Annotated in this window: 14 protein-coding genes; 10 read left to right on the top strand and 4 right to left on the bottom strand. The window is 67.9% G+C overall.

Annotation, left to right across the window (positions count from 1 at the left end; translation table 11 throughout):
- Positions 1 to 3 precede the first annotated feature (3 nt).
- Positions 4 to 948, bottom strand: coding sequence for a tyrosine-protein phosphatase (locus ACFVUS_RS14485; protein WP_387765104.1), 945 nt, complete (start codon positions 946 to 948; stop codon positions 4 to 6).
- Between the two features lie 221 nt (positions 949 to 1,169).
- Complete coding sequence (locus ACFVUS_RS14480; RefSeq protein WP_387765102.1) at positions 1,170 to 3,563, bottom strand: PEP-utilizing enzyme; 2,394 nt, start codon at positions 3,561 to 3,563, stop codon at positions 1,170 to 1,172.
- Between the two features lie 168 nt (positions 3,564 to 3,731).
- On the opposite strand from ACFVUS_RS14480, the gene ACFVUS_RS14475 reads away from it, so the two are divergent.
- A complete protein-coding gene (locus ACFVUS_RS14475; protein ID WP_387765100.1) occupies positions 3,732 to 5,240 on the top strand; it encodes an FAD-dependent oxidoreductase in 1,509 nt (502 codons plus the stop codon).
- Positions 5,241 to 5,289: 49 nt separating this feature from the next.
- Here ACFVUS_RS14475 and ACFVUS_RS14470 read toward each other — a convergent pair whose 3' ends face one another.
- The gene (locus ACFVUS_RS14470) at positions 5,290 to 6,315 is read right to left on the bottom strand and encodes an ATP-grasp domain-containing protein (protein WP_387765098.1); all 1,026 of its coding nucleotides are present in this window, start codon (positions 6,313 to 6,315) and stop codon (positions 5,290 to 5,292) included.
- Between the two features lie 402 nt (positions 6,316 to 6,717).
- On the opposite strand from ACFVUS_RS14470, the gene ACFVUS_RS14465 reads away from it, so the two are divergent.
- The 9 genes from ACFVUS_RS14465 to ACFVUS_RS14425 all read left to right on the top strand — a co-directional run bounded on the left by ACFVUS_RS14465 (position 6,718) and on the right by ACFVUS_RS14425 (position 16,132).
- A complete protein-coding gene (locus tag ACFVUS_RS14465) occupies positions 6,718 to 8,475 on the top strand; it encodes an alpha/beta hydrolase (RefSeq protein WP_387765096.1) in 1,758 nt (585 codons plus the stop codon).
- Between the two features lie 121 nt (positions 8,476 to 8,596).
- Positions 8,597 to 9,757: a 3-hydroxy-9,10-secoandrosta-1,3,5(10)-triene-9,17-dione monooxygenase oxygenase subunit gene (hsaA, locus tag ACFVUS_RS14460; RefSeq protein ID WP_387765094.1), complete on the top strand. Its 1,161-nt coding sequence runs from the start codon at positions 8,597 to 8,599 to the stop codon at positions 9,755 to 9,757.
- Positions 9,758 to 10,612: an alpha/beta fold hydrolase gene (locus ACFVUS_RS14455; RefSeq protein ID WP_387765092.1), complete on the top strand. Its 855-nt coding sequence runs from the start codon at positions 9,758 to 9,760 to the stop codon at positions 10,610 to 10,612.
- Positions 10,613 to 10,717: 105 nt separating this feature from the next.
- Positions 10,718 to 11,239 (top strand): DUF664 domain-containing protein, encoded by a 522-nt coding sequence (locus ACFVUS_RS14450; protein ID WP_387765090.1) that lies wholly within the window; start codon positions 10,718 to 10,720, stop codon positions 11,237 to 11,239.
- 96 nt (positions 11,240 to 11,335) lie between these two features.
- The gene (locus ACFVUS_RS14445) at positions 11,336 to 11,752 is read left to right on the top strand and encodes a YciI family protein (RefSeq protein ID WP_387765088.1); all 417 of its coding nucleotides are present in this window, start codon (positions 11,336 to 11,338) and stop codon (positions 11,750 to 11,752) included.
- Positions 11,753 to 12,985 carry an RNA polymerase sigma factor gene (locus ACFVUS_RS14440; protein ID WP_387765086.1) on the top strand — a complete coding sequence of 411 codons (1,233 nt, stop codon included), beginning with the start codon at positions 11,753 to 11,755 and terminating at the stop codon, positions 12,983 to 12,985. It abuts the gene before it with no gap.
- A gap of 89 nt (positions 12,986 to 13,074) precedes the next feature.
- Positions 13,075 to 14,613 carry a cytochrome P450 gene (locus ACFVUS_RS14435; protein ID WP_387765084.1) on the top strand — a complete coding sequence of 513 codons (1,539 nt, stop codon included), beginning with the start codon at positions 13,075 to 13,077 and terminating at the stop codon, positions 14,611 to 14,613.
- A gap of 7 nt (positions 14,614 to 14,620) precedes the next feature.
- The gene (locus ACFVUS_RS14430) at positions 14,621 to 15,409 is read left to right on the top strand and encodes a TetR/AcrR family transcriptional regulator (RefSeq protein ID WP_387765081.1); all 789 of its coding nucleotides are present in this window, start codon (positions 14,621 to 14,623) and stop codon (positions 15,407 to 15,409) included.
- 42 nt (positions 15,410 to 15,451) lie between these two features.
- The gene (locus tag ACFVUS_RS14425) at positions 15,452 to 16,132 is read left to right on the top strand and encodes a DUF998 domain-containing protein (protein ID WP_387765079.1); all 681 of its coding nucleotides are present in this window, start codon (positions 15,452 to 15,454) and stop codon (positions 16,130 to 16,132) included.
- Between the two features lie 9 nt (positions 16,133 to 16,141).
- Here the strand turns inward: ACFVUS_RS14425 and ACFVUS_RS14420 are convergent, their stop codons facing one another.
- Positions 16,142 to 17,761 (bottom strand): GMC family oxidoreductase, encoded by a 1,620-nt coding sequence (locus ACFVUS_RS14420; protein ID WP_387765077.1) that lies wholly within the window; start codon positions 17,759 to 17,761, stop codon positions 16,142 to 16,144.
- Positions 17,762 to 17,806: the final 45 nt, after the last annotated feature.

Raw genomic sequence — 17,806 nt, 5'->3', positions numbered from 1 at the left:
CGACTAGCTACCGAACGAACCGGTGGAGATGCCACCCTTCTCGATCAGCTTGTCCTGCAGCAGCTTCACGGTCTGCGCGTCCACGCCCAGACCCTTGGAGATGAAATCGTTCATCGAACCGTAGGACGCCACGGCCTGGGTCAGCGCCGCGTCCAGGAAGTCCTGCTGCACGCCCAGCACGGGCTCGAACAGGGTGCGATCCTTGACCAGGCCCTGGGCGACCAGCGCGTCCAGGGTGGCCTTGTTGCCGGCCGCCAGGCGATCGTTGGACAGCAGGAAGTTGCTGTTGATCTGCGCCTGCGGGGTGCCCAGGATATTCATCAGGAACGCGGTCATCAGACCGGTGCGGTCCTTACCGGCGGTGCAGTGGTACAGCACGCCGCCGGAGGTGGTGGCGATCTCCTTCAGCGCCTGCCCGAACTGGCCACGCGAGGTGGCGTCGGTGATCATCCACTTGTAGTAGTCGCGCATGTACTGCGCGCCCTTGCCGTCGCCGAGCGCGGCCTGCTGCGCGTCCGGACCGCCCTGTACGAGCTTGCCGAAGAACACGTAGAAGTCGTTGGCCGGATCGTAGATCGGCAGCTTCAGACCGGTGATCCCGGCGGGCAGCGGCTTGTCCGGGTTGGCGCCGCTCTCGGTCGGGCTGCGGAAGTCGATCACCTTGGTGATGCCCGCGGCGGTCAGCGTGGACAGATCGGCGTCGGTGAGCCGGTTCAGCGCGTCGGCGCGGAACACCAGGCCCGCCTTGATCTTGCCGTTCTGCGCGGTCACGCCGCCGATGTCACGGGCGTTGGGGGCGGCCTGGAGTTTGAAGTCCACACCGATCGGAGCCTGGTGCGCGATCGCGATCGGTGCGGCCGTCGCGGGGGTCATCGCGATCGGGAAGACGGTGATCAGCGCGGCGGCCACACCTGTCAGGGTGCCGCGTACTGCGCGCGAAATCGTCACTATCGATTTTTCCTTTCCATCACGGGCCGGATAGTGGGTATCCGGCCCGGGTTCATGGGCCCGCTCGTGGCTTGCCCGGAGCCTGCTCGCCCGGATGCCGGGCCAGAGCAGGCTCATAGGCATCGTCGACGGGATCGGGTACGGCCGATGAGATCCCGGCGAACTGCTCGGTGGCCGGGCATCGGGTCCCGGTGAGCGGGAATCGAATTGCGACGGCGCGGTTATTCGGCGTCGGCGAGCAGGGTGATGGTGCCCGCCGCGCCGTCGACCCGCACCCGCTGCCCGTCCTTCAGGCTGGTGCTGGCGGTCTTGGTATCGACCACGCAGGGCACGCCGAATTCGCGGGCCACGATCGCGGCATGCGATGCGGCGCCGCCGATATCGGTGACCACCGCGCCCGCGTACCCGAACATGGCGGTGTGACCGGTATCGGTGACGGCCGCGACCAGGATGTCGCCGGGCTCGATATCGTCGTCCAGCGACAGCACCTTCTTGACGACGCCCTCGACCACGCCGGGGCTCACGCCCAGACCCGTGAGGGTCTCGCCGACCGGTAGTGCGCCGGAGATCTCCTCGGGCTCCCAGACACCGTTGATCACATCGGGCATCCGGATGCCCTGGAAGCGGATCCGCTCCGCGCGGCGGCGTGCCACGCGCTCCTTCAGATCCGCCGGGGCCCAGAGGATCTCATCGAGGGTCAGGAACGCCGAATCCTCGATCTCGGTGAGCTTGCCCGCCTTGATCAGGCGCGCCGCGCGCTCCTGGGTGACCAGGCGCAGGCAATTGGTAACGCGCACAACGGCATCGCGGGCGCGCTCGCGGTAGACGGTCGCGCCGACCGCCATCTTCGCGGTGCGGCCGGTCGGATCGGCGACCGGTTCCCGATGCGGCGCGGGCATTTCCGCGGCGCGACCGGCGGCGGTCACCAGCAGTTCGGGGCGATCACCGAAGGTGGCGTTGATGAGTTCGCACTCACCCGGGCCGCGATGGCCGATCCGGGCCAGTTCCTGATCCAGGGCCTTGGCGAACTCCGGCGACTTCTCCCGGGCCGCGCCGACATCACCGCTCTTGGCGATGTTCTGGAGTCCGGAATCCTTGCGGCACAACGCCGCCAGCCGTTCCACGGCCAGCATGGTCTTCGCCGATTCCAGCCGCTCCAGATTGATCTTCACCTCGCCCTTGTGCGCGGCGGTGGCGGCCCCGGTCATCATGACGCCGATGGAGGCGGCCTGCCACGCCTGGTTCAGGCGGTCCCGCCACAGCAGGGCGCGGGCATGCAGCTGTTCATCGGTGAGCTCGGAAATGCGGTCGCGGTCAAGGGCTTCCGCATGCGAGGCGGCATTGATCAGCTCGGCGGTCTTGCGGAAGCTCAGCGCGGTCGCGCCGACCCGGCCCAGCGCCTTGAAGGTGCCCAGGCGGGCGGCGAAACCGCTGGCCATGGCCGGGCGGCCCTTGGGGTGCAGTTCCACATCGCCGATGGCGCCGTAGACATCGCGGCGCACGCTCTCCTCATCCCAGCCCGGCATATTCTCGGCGGAGAACACGCCGATGGAGGCGTTGATGTACATATTGTGGCCCATGACGCCGGTCACCCGGGACACCCAATGTTCCAGTGCCACACCCTCGATGGCGATCATATGGCCCATCGCCTCATTGCCCAGGCGGATGGCGCCCGCCTGCAGGTCGATGGTGAGCGGGGTGAGCGGGCCGGGCAGCGCCTCGGAGGTGTTGGTGGCGGTGAAGACCGGGATGCGGTCGTCCATCAGATCGTCGAACTCGCCCTGAAGGCCTTCGGGCGCAGAGGTTTTCAGCTTGTAGCCATCGGAGGTGGGCGCGTTCTGCGGCACCACGTGCGCGGGCAGCGGGATCGCGCCGCGGCGACTGCGGATACCGGAGCCGGAGGCCTTGCGACCGTGCAGGCCGCGCACCACATCGGCGATCGTCTCGCGCGCGGTCCAGCCGAAGCGGAAACCCCAGTCCTCGCGGGCGGCGACGGTATCGACCAGCGTGCGGTTCGCGGCCGAACGGGGCAGCCACGCGGAGTATTTGACGCCTTCATCGGCCAGGGCCTTGCGCACGTCGTCACCGGAGACCTCGCCGGGGGCGGCCAGGCCCACGGTCCCGGTGCGCTGGGACAGCGCGGCCAGCACCAGGAAGCGCTCCAGATCGTCGTAGTGCAGCACCTGCAACGCGGTATCGCCGCGCGCACCGGCCAGATTCTCCAGCGTGCGCCAGCTACCGCCGTCGATGCGGCGACCGGCGACCAGGGCGGTGCGCACGATCAGCGCGTCCACGCTGCTGTTCGCCACGATCTGTTCGACCGCTGAATCCGAGCCCGCCGCAACGGGAATCACCAGGCGCGACCCGGTCGCGTGCGCGGCCGTGACGATCCCGGCGACCGCGCGGCCCGCCAGATGCACGATGGCATCCGCACCGGCGGCGGCCCGGGCGCACACCTGCGCATCGGACAGATCGCCCACGACCACCTCGACGCGCGGGTCCACATAGCGGCTGCGCTGCCGGTCCAGGCCGACGACCTCGTGCCCGGCGGCCAGCAGCATGCGCGCCACAGACCGTCCGCTGGGCTCGGTGACTCCGGTGACCAGAATCCGCATTGACTCTCCTCCAACTCGTGCGGCGTCCCCAACCACAGTGACGCCGTTCACACACCATCCCCAGTGCGCTGCCCGGGTACCGGTCACAGTCCCGATCAACGGGATCGGCGAGTCGGTGAGCAAGATGGGACGCTATGTCCGGCGGGTGCGAGCGGGCACCGTGCAGGCATGACAGCGCGCAATTCGGTCACGCCCCGGGCGGCCGTCGAGGTGGGCCACTACGACATCGAGACCGATGTACTGGTCGTCGGTTACGGCGCGGCGGGTGCGAGCGCGGCCTTCGAGGCGGCGCGCACCGGTGCGCGGGTGCTCATCCTGGATCGCTCCGGCGGGGCGGGCGGGGCCTCGGCCATGTCCGGCGGCGAGATCTACCTCGGCGGCGGCACCCCGATCCAGCTGGCCTGCGGCTTCGCGGACACCCCGGAGGCCATGGCGGCCTTCCTGAAAGCGGCCATGGGCGCGGGCGCGGACACCGCCAAGATCGACGAATACAGCGCGGGCAGCGTCGAGCACTTCCACTGGCTGGTGGATCGCGGGGTGCCGTTCCGGCCGACCATGTGGGATGCGCCGACCTGGGTGCCGCCCACCGATGACGGGCTGATGTGGCTGGGCGAGAACAGTTGGCCCTTCACCGAACTGGCCGCACCCGCGCCGCGCGGACATCGGCCCACCGCCGCGAACTTCGGCGGCAAACTGCTGATGGAATGCCTGTCGACCGCGGCCGAATCCGCCGGTGCCACAGCGCTGTTCGATACCCAGGCGACGACCCTGATCGTCGCCGACGACGGTGTGGTCGCGGGTGTCATCGCGCGGCGGTACGGGAAGGAGATCACCATCCGCGCCCATCGCGGCGTCGTCCTCACCACCGGTGGTTTCGTCGACAACGACGCCATGCTCACCGCGCACGCCCCGGAACTATTGGGGCACACCAAGGTCAGCGCGGGCACCGACGACGGCAGCGGTATCCGCATGGCCCAGGCGCTCGGCGCGGCCGTGCGGCATATGTCCTCCGGCCAGGTCGGCATGTCCCTGATCCCGGGGCTCGCCGCGCGCGGCATGGTGGTCAACGCGCGCGGTCAGCGCTTCATCAATGAGGACACCTATCCCGGCCGCATCGGCCAGGCCGCGCTCTACCGCAACAATATGGGCGGTGCCTGGGCGGGCGGCGACTCGGCCGTCTGGGTGATCGTCGACGAACACGGCTTCGAGGACGTCCCCGAACCCCAGCGCTGGGGCGTCCAGCCCACCCATGTCGCCGAAACCCCCGCCGAACTCGAACAACTCACCGGCCTCCCGATCGGCTCGCTGACCGCCGCCATCGCGCGCTACAACGAATCCGCTTCGGCCGAAACGGATCTCGACCTGCACAAGGCGGCCCGCTGGCTGCGCCCGCTCACCCCGCCGCTGGCCGCCATCGATGTGAAGGCCGGTATCCGCCCGCCCGCCGAAGCGGGCGACCGCCGCGGCACCGGGGCCTCGGTCTTCACCCTCGGCGGGCTGCACACCGACCTCGACGGCCACGTCCTGGACCTGAACGGTGACCGCATCCCGGGGCTGTTCGCCGCGGGCCGTGCGGCCAACGGCCTGCACGGCTTCGGCTACATCTCCGGCACCTCGCTGGGCGACGGCACCTTCTTCGGCCGCCGCGCCGGAACCGCCGCCGCCCGTACGGCGTAGCGGGATTGAATGCTGTTCCCGCTTAGCGCCTTTCGATACCGACCGGCTCCTACCTGATGACGACCAGCGAGGTCGGTGACGGGTCCGGGACGGCGGGTGCGGGGGTGACCTCCATGACGGCTTCGGCCACCGCGAGCCGGACATTGAGTCGCGGTGGGTGGCACAGGCCCGAATCGCCCTGCAGCAGTAGGCGAACCGCTGCCCAGGGCATGTTCACATCGGCGAAGGCGGTTTGGAACAGGCCCGCCGAGGGGCGCGGATTGGCTTCCAGGAGTACGGGTTCGCCGTTGTGGAAGCGCAATTGCACATTGGTCAGGTAGGCCAGCTCGAAGTGTTCGACCAGCCTGCGCGCGATGGCGACCGCAGCCGGATCCTCCAGCAGCATGCGGAATCGGCCCTGTTTGGAACGCGGAATGCCAACCAGCAGTTCACCTCCCGGCGCGGACAGGCAGTCGATGCTGATCTCCGGGCCGTCCAGGAACGGCATGACCAGCAGTTCGGGCACCCGTTCACCCAGTTCGGCGGCGCGCCGCATGGCATCGGCGACGGCCGCGACCGAGGCCGTCGGCATGGGCGGGGCGAGTAGATCGGCCATGCTCAGCGGCCGGTCCTGCAGGATGCGGAAGCCGAAGGCCGAATACTCGCCGCTGGGTTTGACGCACAGCGACTCATTGGTGAGCGAGAGCTCCTCGACGGCCGCGAGCAACCCCTCCGCGGTATCCACCGCCCGCCACGGTGGCACGGGAATGCCTGCGGCACCGGCGGATTCGTAGGTGGAGACCTTATTGGTCAGCACCTGCACCGCCGACAGCGGCGAACACATCAGGCTGGTGCCGATCGCGGCGAAATCCGCGCCGCGCCCGGCCAGCGCGGTCAGCCGGCGCGGCGGGATGAGCACGTCGATCCCGTGTTCGCGGCAGAAGTCCAGCGCGAACTCGGCGTACTCGTCATCCCCGACATGTCGCGGTTCGACGACCGGCACATCGCAGACCGAGAGCGCGACGGCTTCCGGATCCACATTTCCGGCGTAAATGGTGACATCGACCCCATCGGGGTTTCCTCGTAGCAACCGCATCACCTGGGCGCTGACGGCCCCGGCGCTGCTCAGCCAAATCCGAAGCGTTATAGCAACGCTCCTCTCTACTTCTACTGCGGCCGAGCGGTGCGAACCTTGGCGCGATCGGGTGGTGCGCGGATCGTAGCCCGGTTCGGTGACGCCCAGATTTCGGCGAGAAAGACCCCCGGTTTCCCTGCCGCCCAACATCTGCCAAATGCGCGCGGGTGGAAACCAACCTCTGCGCGAGCACGCTACTCCGAACCGTGCTGGTCCGCGCGCCGATGCGGCCCGGTCGCCGGTATCGAAATCGATTTGGTATCAACACATTTGGATCAGGGTCCGGATGCCCCCGCGCGGCTGGTTCGAGGACTCGGCGTGTCGCGTAGCCGGAGAGTTGCCGAGGGCGGGGAGACTGCGGGTATGACTACCGAGCCACGGCAGGGCGAATCGGTGCCCACGCGGATCTGGGGCTGGCTGCGAGCGGCCGAACACGCGGTCCGGCCGAACTATGCCGGGGTGGTGGTGGCGGCCATCTTCTTCGCATGGTCGGTATCGCCCTCGCTGCTGCCTCGCGAGTGGATCTTCCAGGGGCTGGTCAGCGGGATCAGCGCGGTCATCGGGTACGGGGTGGGGTGCGTCCTGGAGTGGGCGTTCCGCAAATGGGTGTGGCCGCGGCTGCCCGCCTCGTGGCGGGAATGGGCGGGACGGTGGCAGCCCTCGGACCGGGCGCGGCAGATCACCAAGCTGGTGATCGTGGTGGGCGCGGCGGTCGGGGCGGCGGCGGTGCTGGCGCGCTCGGCACGCTGGCAGCGCGACCTCGAGGTGCTGATGGGAATGGCCCCGACCAACACCTCCAGCTATCTGCGCACCGAATTGCTCGCGGCGGCGACCGTGGCGCTGGTGGTCGGCGCGTACCGCGCGGTGCGCTGGCTCTTCCGGCTGCTGATCCGGGTGCTCAATATCGATTGGCGGATTCCGCGCGGTATCGCGGTACCGGGCGCGGTGGTGGTGATCGTGGTGCTGTCGGTGCTGCTGTTCCAGGGTGTGCTGGCGAAAGCCTTTTTCTCCGTGGCGAATTCGGCGTTCAGCGTGCGCAACAGCAATACCTCGCCATCGGCGGTGCAACCGCAGCAGCCGGAGCGGTCGGGCAGTCCGCAATCGCTCGCGCCGTGGAACACCCTGGGCTCGGAAGGGCGCTGGTTCGTGTCCTACGCACCGACCGCGCAGCGCATCGCGGAGGTCACCGGAAAGCCCGCGCGCGAACCGATTCGGGTGTACGCCGGGCTGGAATCGGCGAAGACCGAGGAGGACATCGCGAACCTGGTGGTCAAGGAACTCGACCGCACCAATGCCTGGGACCGCCAGGCACTGGTGGTGGTGACCACCACCGGCACCGGCTGGGTGGACTCCACCACCGCCGCCTCCATCGAATACATGTACGGCGGGGACAGTGCGATCGCCGCGACGCAGTACTCGTATCTGCCGAGTGTGCTGTCGTTCCTGTCCGATAAGGAGAAAGCCGCCAATGCCGGGCGGCTGGTGGTGCACGCGGTACATGAGCGCTGGGCGCAACTGCCGCCGGATCATCGGCCCAAACTGCTGATCTACGGGGAGAGTCTGGGCTCGCAGGGCTCCGAGGCCGCGTTCACCGGGCTCGATGACATTCGCACCCTGGTCGACGGGGTGCTGTGGGTCGGCCCGCCGAATTCGAACCGGCTGTGGACCCAGATCACCGAGCGCCGCGATCCGGGCACCCCGGAAATCCTGCCCATCTACGCCGACGGTCTGGTGGTCCGCTTCGGCGCGACCGCCGATGACCTGAAACGCCCCGACCGGCAATGGCTTTCGCCCCGCATCGTCTACCTCCAGCACGCCTCGGACCCGATCGTGTGGTGGTCCCCGGACCTGCTGTTCACCCAGCCCGACTGGCTGAAGGAACCCCGCGGCTCGGACGTCTCCAAATCCATCCGCTGGTGGCCCATCGTCACCTTCTGGCAGATCAGCGCCGACCTCGCCCATGCCCAGAAGGTCCCGTCGGGCCACGGCCACCGCTACGGCACCACCGTCCTGGACGGCTGGGCCGCGGTAACCCAACCCGCCGACTGGACCCCCGACCGCGTCGAGCGCATCCGCCAGGCCCTCGACGAGGACATCACCTGGGAGTACGCCCACAAGTAATGCGGGACGGTGTGGCATTTACCTGCCGACAATTCCGTTGACCGGGACTTTTCGACTCGGCATAGTGCCGCGCGCCATAGCGTCGGGTGCAGGAACCACTGCACGAGGAGGAAACACCCGCATGACTAACAAGGTGCTCGATCGGGTTCGCGATCTGCTGCCCGCTATCCGGGAACGCGCGGTGCAGGCCGAGGAGCAGCGGCGGGTGCCCGACGCCAGCATCGCCGAACTCACCGAGGCCGGGGTGTTCCGCATGTTGCAGCCCAAGCGTTTCGGCGGCGACGAGGCTTCCCCGGTGGACTTCTATCAGGTGGTGCGCGCGGTCGCGACCGCCTGCCCGTCCACCGCGTGGGTGACCTCGGTGCTCGGCGCGCACCCGTGGCAGCTGGCGCTGTTCGACGATCGCGCCCAGCAGGATGTGTGGGGCGCGGATCCGGATGTGCGGGTGTCGTCCTCCTACGCGCCGACCGGCAAGCTCACCGCCGTCGAGGGCGGGTTCGAGATGTCCGGCCGCTGGAGCTTCTCCTCGGGTTGCGATCACGCGCAGTGGGTGTTCCTGGGCGCACTGCTGCCCACCGATAAGGGCATGGACTACTTCACGGTGCTGGTGCCGCGTACCGACTATGTCATCGACGATGTGTGGCAGGTGTCCGGCCTGTCCGGCACCGGCTCCAATGACATCGTCATCGAGAAGGCGTTCGTCCCGGACTACCGCATGTACTCCGCCACCGATCAGGCGAACCTGATCGGACCCGGCCAGCAGGTGAATACCGCTCCGCTGTACAAGATCTCGTTCGGCAGTGTCTTCTCCAACACCATCACCGCCCCCATCATCGGTGCGGCCGAGGGCGCGTACGAGGCGCATATCGAACGCCAGCGCGAGCGCGTGCGGCTGTCCTACGGCGGCCAGAAGGTGTCCGACGATCCGTTCGCGCATGTGCGAATCGCCCGCGCCGCCAGCGAGATCGACGCCGCGATTCTCCAGATGGAGCGCAACACCACCGAACAGCTGCGCTATGCCGAAGCGGGCGAGGAGATTCCGTTCGAGGTGCGCCTGCGCGCCCGCCGCGATCAGGTGCGCGGCACCGAACGCGCTTTGGAGGCAATCGATCTGCTGTTCAAGAACTCCGGCGGTCATTCCATCAAGAAGCCGAATCCGATCGAGCGGCACTGGCGCGACGCGCACGCGGGTAGCGTGCACGCCATCAATGACGTCGAGCGGGCCCTGGCCATGTTCGGCAAGGGCGCGATGGGCCTCGAGGTCACGGATCGGATGCTGTAAATGACTCTGACGGTTGAGAATACCGAGCGCTGGGTCACCGTCGACGGGCATGAACTGCGGTATCACGAGGCGGGCTCCGGCGCGCCCCTGGTACTGCTGCACGGCTCCGGCGCTGGCGTCTCGGGCTGGGCCAATTTCGGCGACAACCTGCCGATTCTGGCCGAGCACTTCCGCTGCCTCATCCTGGATCAGCCCGGCTTCGGCGCGAGCGGACGCCCGGAAGTGTACGAGCGCAACTACCTTCGCATCGCCGCCGACGCGGTGATCGGACTGCTCGATGAGCTGGGTATCGAAAAAGCGCATCTGCTCGGCAATTCCATGGGCGGCGGTGTCGCGGCCATGATCGCCCTGGATCATCCGGGCCGGGTGGATCGCGTGGTGCTCATGGCCCCGGGCGGCGTCGGGGTCAATGTACTGGGACCCGAACCGTCCGAAGGCATTCGGCGATTGATGGAGTTCAACGCCAACCCCACCGACGAGCACGCCATGGGTTTCCTGCGTGCCATGGTCTTCAACGAGGCCACGCTCACCGAGGAACTCGTCGCCACCCGTCTGAAGGCGGCCGCCGATCCGAAGGGGCAGGCCGCGCTGCGCGACGCCTACGCCACCTTCTACAACCCGAAAATGGCTGAGCCGCTGCCATTGTGGGCGCGGCTGAAGTCCCTGCAACATGAGGTCCTCATGCTGTGGGGCCGCGACGATCGGGTCACCCCGGTCGAGGGTTCGCTCTTTCCCGCCCGCCAGCTCCCCAATGCCGATCTGCGCATCTTCTCGCGCTGCGGCCACTGGGTGCAGGTGGAGCGCAAGGACGCCTTCGAGCGCGCCGTGATCGATTTCCTGAACCACGGCCTGTAGTCACCCGCCGGAGACTTTCGCGCCCGCCCCGATTCCGGGGCGGGCGCGAAGTCGTTCGAGGGAAACCCGGTATCGCACCGCGGCGACCGCCGGTAGCGTCCCCTCATGACCTGGATCGCCCCGGACGTCGAACGCACCACCCAATTGCTCGTCGGCGATGAGCGCGCCGTACTGCAATCCCTGCTCGATCGCGGCCGCAATATCATGCTGTGGAAATGCCAGGGCCTCAATGGAACCCAGCTCGCCACCCGCAGCGTCGAACCCTCCACACTGTCCCTGCTCGGCCTGCTCCGGCATCTGACCGAATGCGAACGCGGCTGGTTCCGCATCCGCGCCGCGGGCGAACAGCTCGACTACCTCTACAGTTCCGAGACCAATCGGGACGGCGACTTCGACGACACCGATCCGGACGCCGCCGAAGCCGACTACCACCGCTTCCTGGAAGAAATCGACCTGTGCGACAAGGCGGTCGCCGCCCTGCCGCTCGACTACACCGTGCCGCATCCCCGCACCGGTCTGGACATGTCCCTGCGCTGGATCTACCTGCATCTCATCGAGGAGTACGGCCGTCACGACGGTCACGCCGACTTCCTGCGCGAACGCATCGACGGCGTGACCGGGTACTGATCGCGATTTCACCGGCCGTGTCCGAAACTGGAGTTCGGCTTCGACGTCCCCTGTGAATCGCGCCTTCCCGGTGCGATCAGCCGGAAAGGAACAGTCATGAAGTACATGATCCTGGCCTACGCCTCACAGCGGGACTACGACGGTATGGCGGGCGGCACCGCCGAGACACCGGCGTGGACATCCGAGGAATTGGCCGCCATGACCGAATTCATGTCCGCGGCCAATCAGGAACTGGCCGACTCCGGCGAACTGGTCGAAACCCGTGGACTTGCCGCACCCGTGCACACCCGGCGGGTGGGCAACGGCGACGGCGCTCCCTTCGTCACCGACGGCCCCTACGCCGAGACACAGGAGGTGCTGGCCGGATACTGGATCGTGGAATGCGAAAGCTTCGACCGCGCAACGGAAATCGCGATCCAGCTGGGTAAGTGCCCGGCCCCCGGACATCTCGCCGGGCGCGGCTACGCCGATGTCCGCCCGATCGTGGACGGCGCGACCGAACTGGTCTTCTGAATGACCTTCGTCCCCGACTCGGACCTGCGGCGGCTCACGCCGCAGGTCCTGGGCGCGCTGGTACGCCGCTACGGCCATTTCGACACCGCCGAGGACGCGGTCCAGGAAGCGCTGCTGGCGGCGGCCACCCGGTGGCCGAGCGAGGGCGTGCCCGATGATCCGCGCGGTTGGCTGATCGCGGTCGGCGCGCGCAAACTCACCGATCTCTTGCGCGCGGAACAGGCGCGTCGCCGCCGCGAGGATCGGGTCATCGCCTGGGAACCGCCGCCGCCCCGGACCACCGACCCGGCCGACTCCGGATCCGGATCCGGATCCACCGATGACACCCTGATCCTGCTGTTCCTGTGCTGTCATCCCGCACTGCCGCCGGTCTCCCAGGTGGCCCTGACGCTGCGGGCGGTCGGCGGCTTGACCACCGGCGAGATCGCCCGCGCCTTCCTGGTGCAGGAGTCGGCCATGACCCGCCGCATCACCCGGGCCAAGGCGACCGTCAAACAGAGCGGACTGCCGTTCGCGGCCCCGGCCGCCGCCGAGCGTCCGGACCGGCTCGCCTCGGTGCTGCATGTGCTGTACCTGATCTTCACCGAGGGCTATGCCGCGACCACCGGCCCGGCCCTGCACCGCGTGGAGCTCTCGGCCGAGGCAATTCGCTTGGCGCGCATGCTATTTCGACTGCTTCCGGAGGACGGCGAGGTGGCCGGTCTGCTCGCCCTGATGCTGCTCACCGATGCCCGGCGCGCGGCCCGCGCCGCCCCCGACGGCACCCCGGTCCCGATGGCGGAGCAGGACCGAACCCGCTGGGACGCCGCCGCTATCGCCGAGGGCATCGCACTCGTCACCGCGGCTCTCCCGCGCGGTCCGGTGGGCCCCTATCAATTGCAGGCCGCCATCGCCGCCCTGCACGACGAAGCGCCGACCTACGATTCCACCGACTGGCCGCAGATCACCCTGCTCTACGAACAGCTGCTGGCGCGCACCGACAACCCCGTCGTCGCCCTGAATCACGCTGTCGCCGTTGCGATGTCCCGTGGTCCGCGATCGGGCCTGGATCTGATCGACAAGCTGCGCGCCGATCCCCGGCTGGCCGAAGACCATCGCCTGCACGCCGCTCGCGGCCATCTGCTGAACATGCTCGGTGAGCACGAGGCCGCGCGCGCGGCGTTCGGACAGGCCGCGACGCTCACCACCAACCTGTCGCTACAGCGATATCTGCGCGCCCAGGCCGCCGGATGAACCATTGACCGAGGCACGGTGTCTCACTACTCTCAATGGGACATCACGTCCCACGTGGGGAACATACCGACTGGCAAGGGAGCCCGGCCATGGCCGCTGGTGTCGATTCCGCAGTGCAGCCGCAGCGATTGCATCCACCGAAGTGGACGCCGACCTTCATTCGATGGCACCGCACGCCGATCACCTGGCGGCAGTCCGTGCGCCTGGCGCTGGGCATCCTGCCCCGGGTGCGCGATCACACCGTGCTCGACTACGTGGCGAGCCTGCCCGGCGCGGACGATGTCATCGTGGCGCGGGTGCCGTTCAAGAAATTCGTGGTGATCCGCAGTCCGGAACTGGCGCGCCAGATCCTGGTCACCAATCAGAACAACTACGCCAAGAGCCCCGAGTACGACATGCTCGCCGTGGCGTTCGGCCGCGGACTCGTCACCGATATGAACGATGAACTGTGGCAACGCAATCGGCGGCTGGTGGGGCCGATCTTCGGTAAGCGCAATGTGGACGGCTTCGCGCCGGTGATGGTGGCGGCGGCGCGGGACGCGGTGGAACGCATTCGCGGTCTCACCGAGCACGCCGGGACCGTCGACGTGAACGCCGAAATGAACCGGCTCACACTGGATGTCACCGCTCGCACCATGTTCGGCACCGATATCACCGGTCCCATGTCCGAAGTGGTGTTGGCGCGGCTGCTCCGCTTCTTCGGCCGCGGGTTCATGACCAATGCCAGTCACCCACTGCACAATTTCGCGGTCTGGCTGCACCGGCGCACCGGCCGGGACGGCAATGCCGCCAACTCGCGCTGGTCGATCCAGGCCATGCGCACCGCCGGCTGGGTCATCGAACCGCGTGCCATGCGCGATCTGCGCCATGCCGAGAACGTGGTGGACGGATTGATCGCCGCGCATCGGGACGGGCGCATCGACCGCAAGGACAATCTGCTCGCCCTGCTCATGGACGCCGAGGATCCCGAAACCGGTTACCGCTACAGCGATCAGGAGATCCACGATGAGCTGATGACCTTCATCGGAGCCGGGATGGAAACCACCGCAACGGCTTTGACCTGGGTATGGCAGCTGCTCGCGGAGAATCCACAGGCGCGCGAACGGCTGTACGCCGAGGTCGAGTCAGTGCTCGGCGATCGGCCCGCCACCGCCGCCGACCTGGAACACCTGCCCTGGACCCAGGCGGTCATCGCCGAAACCATGCGGGTACTGCCACCGGTCATCGGCCTCGCGCGCACCGCGAAGGCCTCGGACACCATCGCGGGATATTCGATCAAGCCCGGTACGACGGTCGCCATCGTCATCCACGGTGTGCACCACCACGAACGGGTGTGGGACCGGCCCGATGAATTCGACCCCGGCCGCTATCTGCCGGAAAATCTGGAACGCGAACAGAAACGCGCGTCGATTCCCTTCGGCGCGGGCAAACGCATGTGCGTCGCCTCGGGTTTCGCGAGTATGGAGGCAACCCTGGTGGTCGCCACCTTCGCCCAGCACCTGCGTTTCGAGGCCGTCTCACCCGAACGGGTCCGCCGGCAGATCTCCTTCACCGGCGGTCCCGACGGCCCGCTGACCATGCGCCCGCGGTTCCCGGCCACACCGGAGCCCGTGGGCCGCGCCGTATAGTCGGATCGTGGACTTGCCGATCGACGTGCGAAAACGCCGCAAACAATCGCATCGGCGGCGGTGGACCGAACACAATTCGACCCGGCAGACCCTGATCCTCGAAGCCGCCGTGGAGTTGATCGAGGAGCACGACTCCGGCGCGGAGATCTCCATCCAGCAGATCGCCGAGCGCGCCGGGCTGGCGCGCTCGGTGCTCTACCGCCAGTTCGACAATCGCGAGGACCTCGACGCCCGCATTCGCGAATTCATCCAGCTGCGGGCGATCGAACAGTTCGAAACCGCAATGGTTCTCGATCACGGCAAGACGGTCGGGGAAACCCTGCTCGACATCATGCGCACGGTGGTGGGCTGGGCCGCCGAACATCCCAACCTCTACCGATTCGAGCAGAGCGGACGGTTGCACGGGTACGCGTCGCCGCAATCGGGCGCGGTCGTCGGCAGGCAGCGGCTCGCCGAGCTGGTATGGCAGCGGTTCTCCACCGTGACCGCGGTGCTCGGCATCGACGTGCGGCCCTTCCATCCACTCGCGCACGGCGTGATCGGCCTGGTCGAGGGCGTGGTCAACCAGTACATCATCGCCCCGAGTGATTCCGGCGATTCGGGTTATTCCGGCCCCGTGGATCCCGAGGCCATCGCCGAACTCCTCGCCACCTCGGTATGGCACCTGTTCTCCGGCCACGCCGCCGACAAGGGCTACCGCTTCGATCGCGATGCCAATACCGCCGCCCTGCTCGGCGGCCTGCTCGGCACCGCCGCCGACGGAAAGCGCCCTCCCACCGAGGAATCCGGCCGGTAGCGCCTCCCGCCCCGGACCGCTCGGGAGCGGTAACTTGTGGCGATGACCGATGCGCCGCTCGACCGTCCCGGCCCGGATCGCATCGGGCGGTTGGGTGCGCTGGCATGGGTGTCGATCATCCAGTACTTCGTTTTCCTGTTCGTGGTGCAGGCGCGCTGGACGACCCCGTACAGCTGGATTCGCAACGCCATCAGCGATCTCGGGGCCACCACGTGCTTTCGATCCGATTCGGTCGAGGCGTGGGTGTGCTCGCCGTGGCATCGCGTCGCGAACGTGTCCTGGGTGATTGCCGGTGCCTGTATGACGATCGGCGCACTGGCCCTCTATCGTCTCTTTCCCCGGAACAAGCTGTCCCACATCGGTTCCGGACTCTATGCCGTGGCCGGTATCGGATTGATCGTGGTGGGGTTGAACCCCGAGGACGCCGACTCGCACCTGCACGGCATCGGTGCGGTCATCGCCATCGCCGGTGGTATCGCCGCCATGCTGTGCCTGTCGATCGCCCTGCGCCGGGCCGGGCAGTGGCTGCCGGTGGCCCGGACCGGGATCGTGCTCGGGGTGGCGGCCATCTGCGGATTCATCGTGATGGCGGCGCGGGTCGGCGGACCCGCCAGGTTCGGCCTGTGGGAACGCATTGCCGCGTTCCCGGTGCTGATCTGGCTCATCCTGTGTGGTGCGTACCTGCTCCTCGGCGCGCGCGGTGCGGCCGCCGTGTCCGAATAGCCTTGCGGCTCAACCCAGAATGAGCGCGGCCGCGTGCTCACCGATCATCATGGTGGAGGCGTTGGTATTGCCGCCGACGATGCTGGGCATGATCGAGGCGTCGGCGACGCGGAGCCCCTGCACCCCGCGCACCCGCAGCGTCGGGTCCACCACCGCGCGCTCGTCGACGCCCATGCGGCAGGTGCCGACGGGGTGGTAGACGGTGGTCGCCCGGTTCGGGACCTCGGCGGCCAGTTCGGCGCGGCCGGGATACTTTGTGCCGGGCTCGATTTCGGTGTCGACCAGCCCGTCGAGTGATTTCGCGGCCATGATCTCGCGGATCAGCTCCATACCGTGCACCAGCGTGTCGAGGTCGCGCTGTTCGGCGAGATAGTTGGGGTCGATGGCGGGCGCGGCGGCCGGGTCGGCCGAGGTCAGCCGTAGCGTGCCCCGGCTCTGCGGGTAGATCAGCGTCGACATGATGGTCAGCGATTGGCGCGGGTCCGGGGTGTGCCGGATCGGGGCGTCCTGATTCGGGCCGGGGTAGCTCCACGGGAGCACGTGCAATTGGAGATCGGGCACCTCGGCCGCATACGGGGTGCGCAGGAACGCGACCACCTCGAACACACTGCGTGCGAGCCAGGTGCTGTTGTTGCGCAATGATTCTCGCAGCAGCGCGCTGGCGAAGTAGCCCGGCGAGGATCGGCGCACCGCGCTGGGCATGGCGAAGGTCATCGGCACGAACAGGTGATCGTGCAGGTTATCGCCCACCGGCAGATCGGCGACGACATCGATATCGAAGGCGCGCAGGTGATCGGCCGGGCCGATGCCCGAGAGCATGAGCAGTTGCGCCGAGCCGAAAGTGCCCGCGCTGACGATGACTTCGCGCTCGGCCCGCAGTGTCTCGGTGCCGCGTTTGGTGCGGACCAGTACGCCGGTGGCCCGCCCGTTCTCGATCAGAATGCGCTCGACCTGTGTATTCGGCAGCACCGTAAGGTTTTTCGGCCGATCGTCGAGATATCCGACGGCCGTGCTGGAACGCAATCCGTTGCTGTTGCTCTGCTGGAAGAGCGAAACGCCTTCCTGCTCCGCGCCGTTGTAGTCGGGATTGACCGCCGCACCGGTGGTTTCGGTCAGTGCACCCATGAACGCCTCGGACGCGCCCGTCAGCTCCCGTGCCCGAATCACCTTGATGGGCCCGGATTCCCCGCGGAATTCGTTCGCACCGTCCTCGAACGATTCGAACTTCTTGAAGCTCGGCAGCACATCGTCATACGCCCAGCCGGTATTGCCCTCGGCAGCCCAATCATCGAAATTGCGCCGATTGCCGCGCACGAACACCATGCCGTTGACCGAGCTGGAACCGCCGACCACCTTGCCGTGCGTCTGCGGCACGCGCCGCCCCAGCGCGTGCTTCTGCTCGACGGTGTAGTGCCCCCAGTCGATGATCTTCTTCAGCTGCGGCACGGCGTGCATCGGCCCGATCATCCCGGGCTTGCGCACCAGCCTGGTGTTATCCCGCCGCCCCGCTTCGATCAGCGTGACACTCGCCCCGGTATCGGCCAGCCTGCGCGCGATGATCGCCCCCGCACTGCCGGAACCGATGATGATGTAGTCCGCCGTCGCCACGATCAGCCCTTCTGTCAGCACACTCCACGCCGCGCCCCTGCGGCGAAACTGGAACGTGTTGCGAAG

The organism is Nocardia sp. NPDC058058 (genome assembly GCF_042885355.1).
Taxonomy (GTDB): Bacteria; Actinomycetota; Actinomycetes; order Mycobacteriales; family Mycobacteriaceae; genus Nocardia.
This window is presented reverse-complemented; position numbering and strand designations above follow the sequence as displayed.

Coding starts and splice junctions, on each gene's coding strand:
- ACFVUS_RS14470 (WP_387765098.1), bottom strand. CDS start 6,315: ATGCGGTTGCTACGAGGAAACCCCGATGGGGTCGATGTCACCATTTAC.
- ACFVUS_RS14445 (WP_387765088.1), top strand. CDS start 11,336: ATGAAGTACATGATCCTGGCCTACGCCTCACAGCGGGACTACGACGGT.
- ACFVUS_RS14435 (WP_387765084.1), top strand. CDS start 13,075: ATGGCCGCTGGTGTCGATTCCGCAGTGCAGCCGCAGCGATTGCATCCA.
- ACFVUS_RS14455 (WP_387765092.1), top strand. CDS start 9,758: ATGACTCTGACGGTTGAGAATACCGAGCGCTGGGTCACCGTCGACGGG.
- ACFVUS_RS14465 (WP_387765096.1), top strand. CDS start 6,718: ATGACTACCGAGCCACGGCAGGGCGAATCGGTGCCCACGCGGATCTGG.
- ACFVUS_RS14475 (WP_387765100.1), top strand. CDS start 3,732: ATGACAGCGCGCAATTCGGTCACGCCCCGGGCGGCCGTCGAGGTGGGC.
- ACFVUS_RS14425 (WP_387765079.1), top strand. CDS start 15,452: ATGACCGATGCGCCGCTCGACCGTCCCGGCCCGGATCGCATCGGGCGG.
- hsaA (WP_387765094.1), top strand. CDS start 8,597: ATGACTAACAAGGTGCTCGATCGGGTTCGCGATCTGCTGCCCGCTATC.
- ACFVUS_RS14440 (WP_387765086.1), top strand. CDS start 11,753: ATGACCTTCGTCCCCGACTCGGACCTGCGGCGGCTCACGCCGCAGGTC.
- ACFVUS_RS14480 (WP_387765102.1), bottom strand. CDS start 3,563: ATGCGGATTCTGGTCACCGGAGTCACCGAGCCCAGCGGACGGTCTGTG.
- ACFVUS_RS14450 (WP_387765090.1), top strand. CDS start 10,718: ATGACCTGGATCGCCCCGGACGTCGAACGCACCACCCAATTGCTCGTC.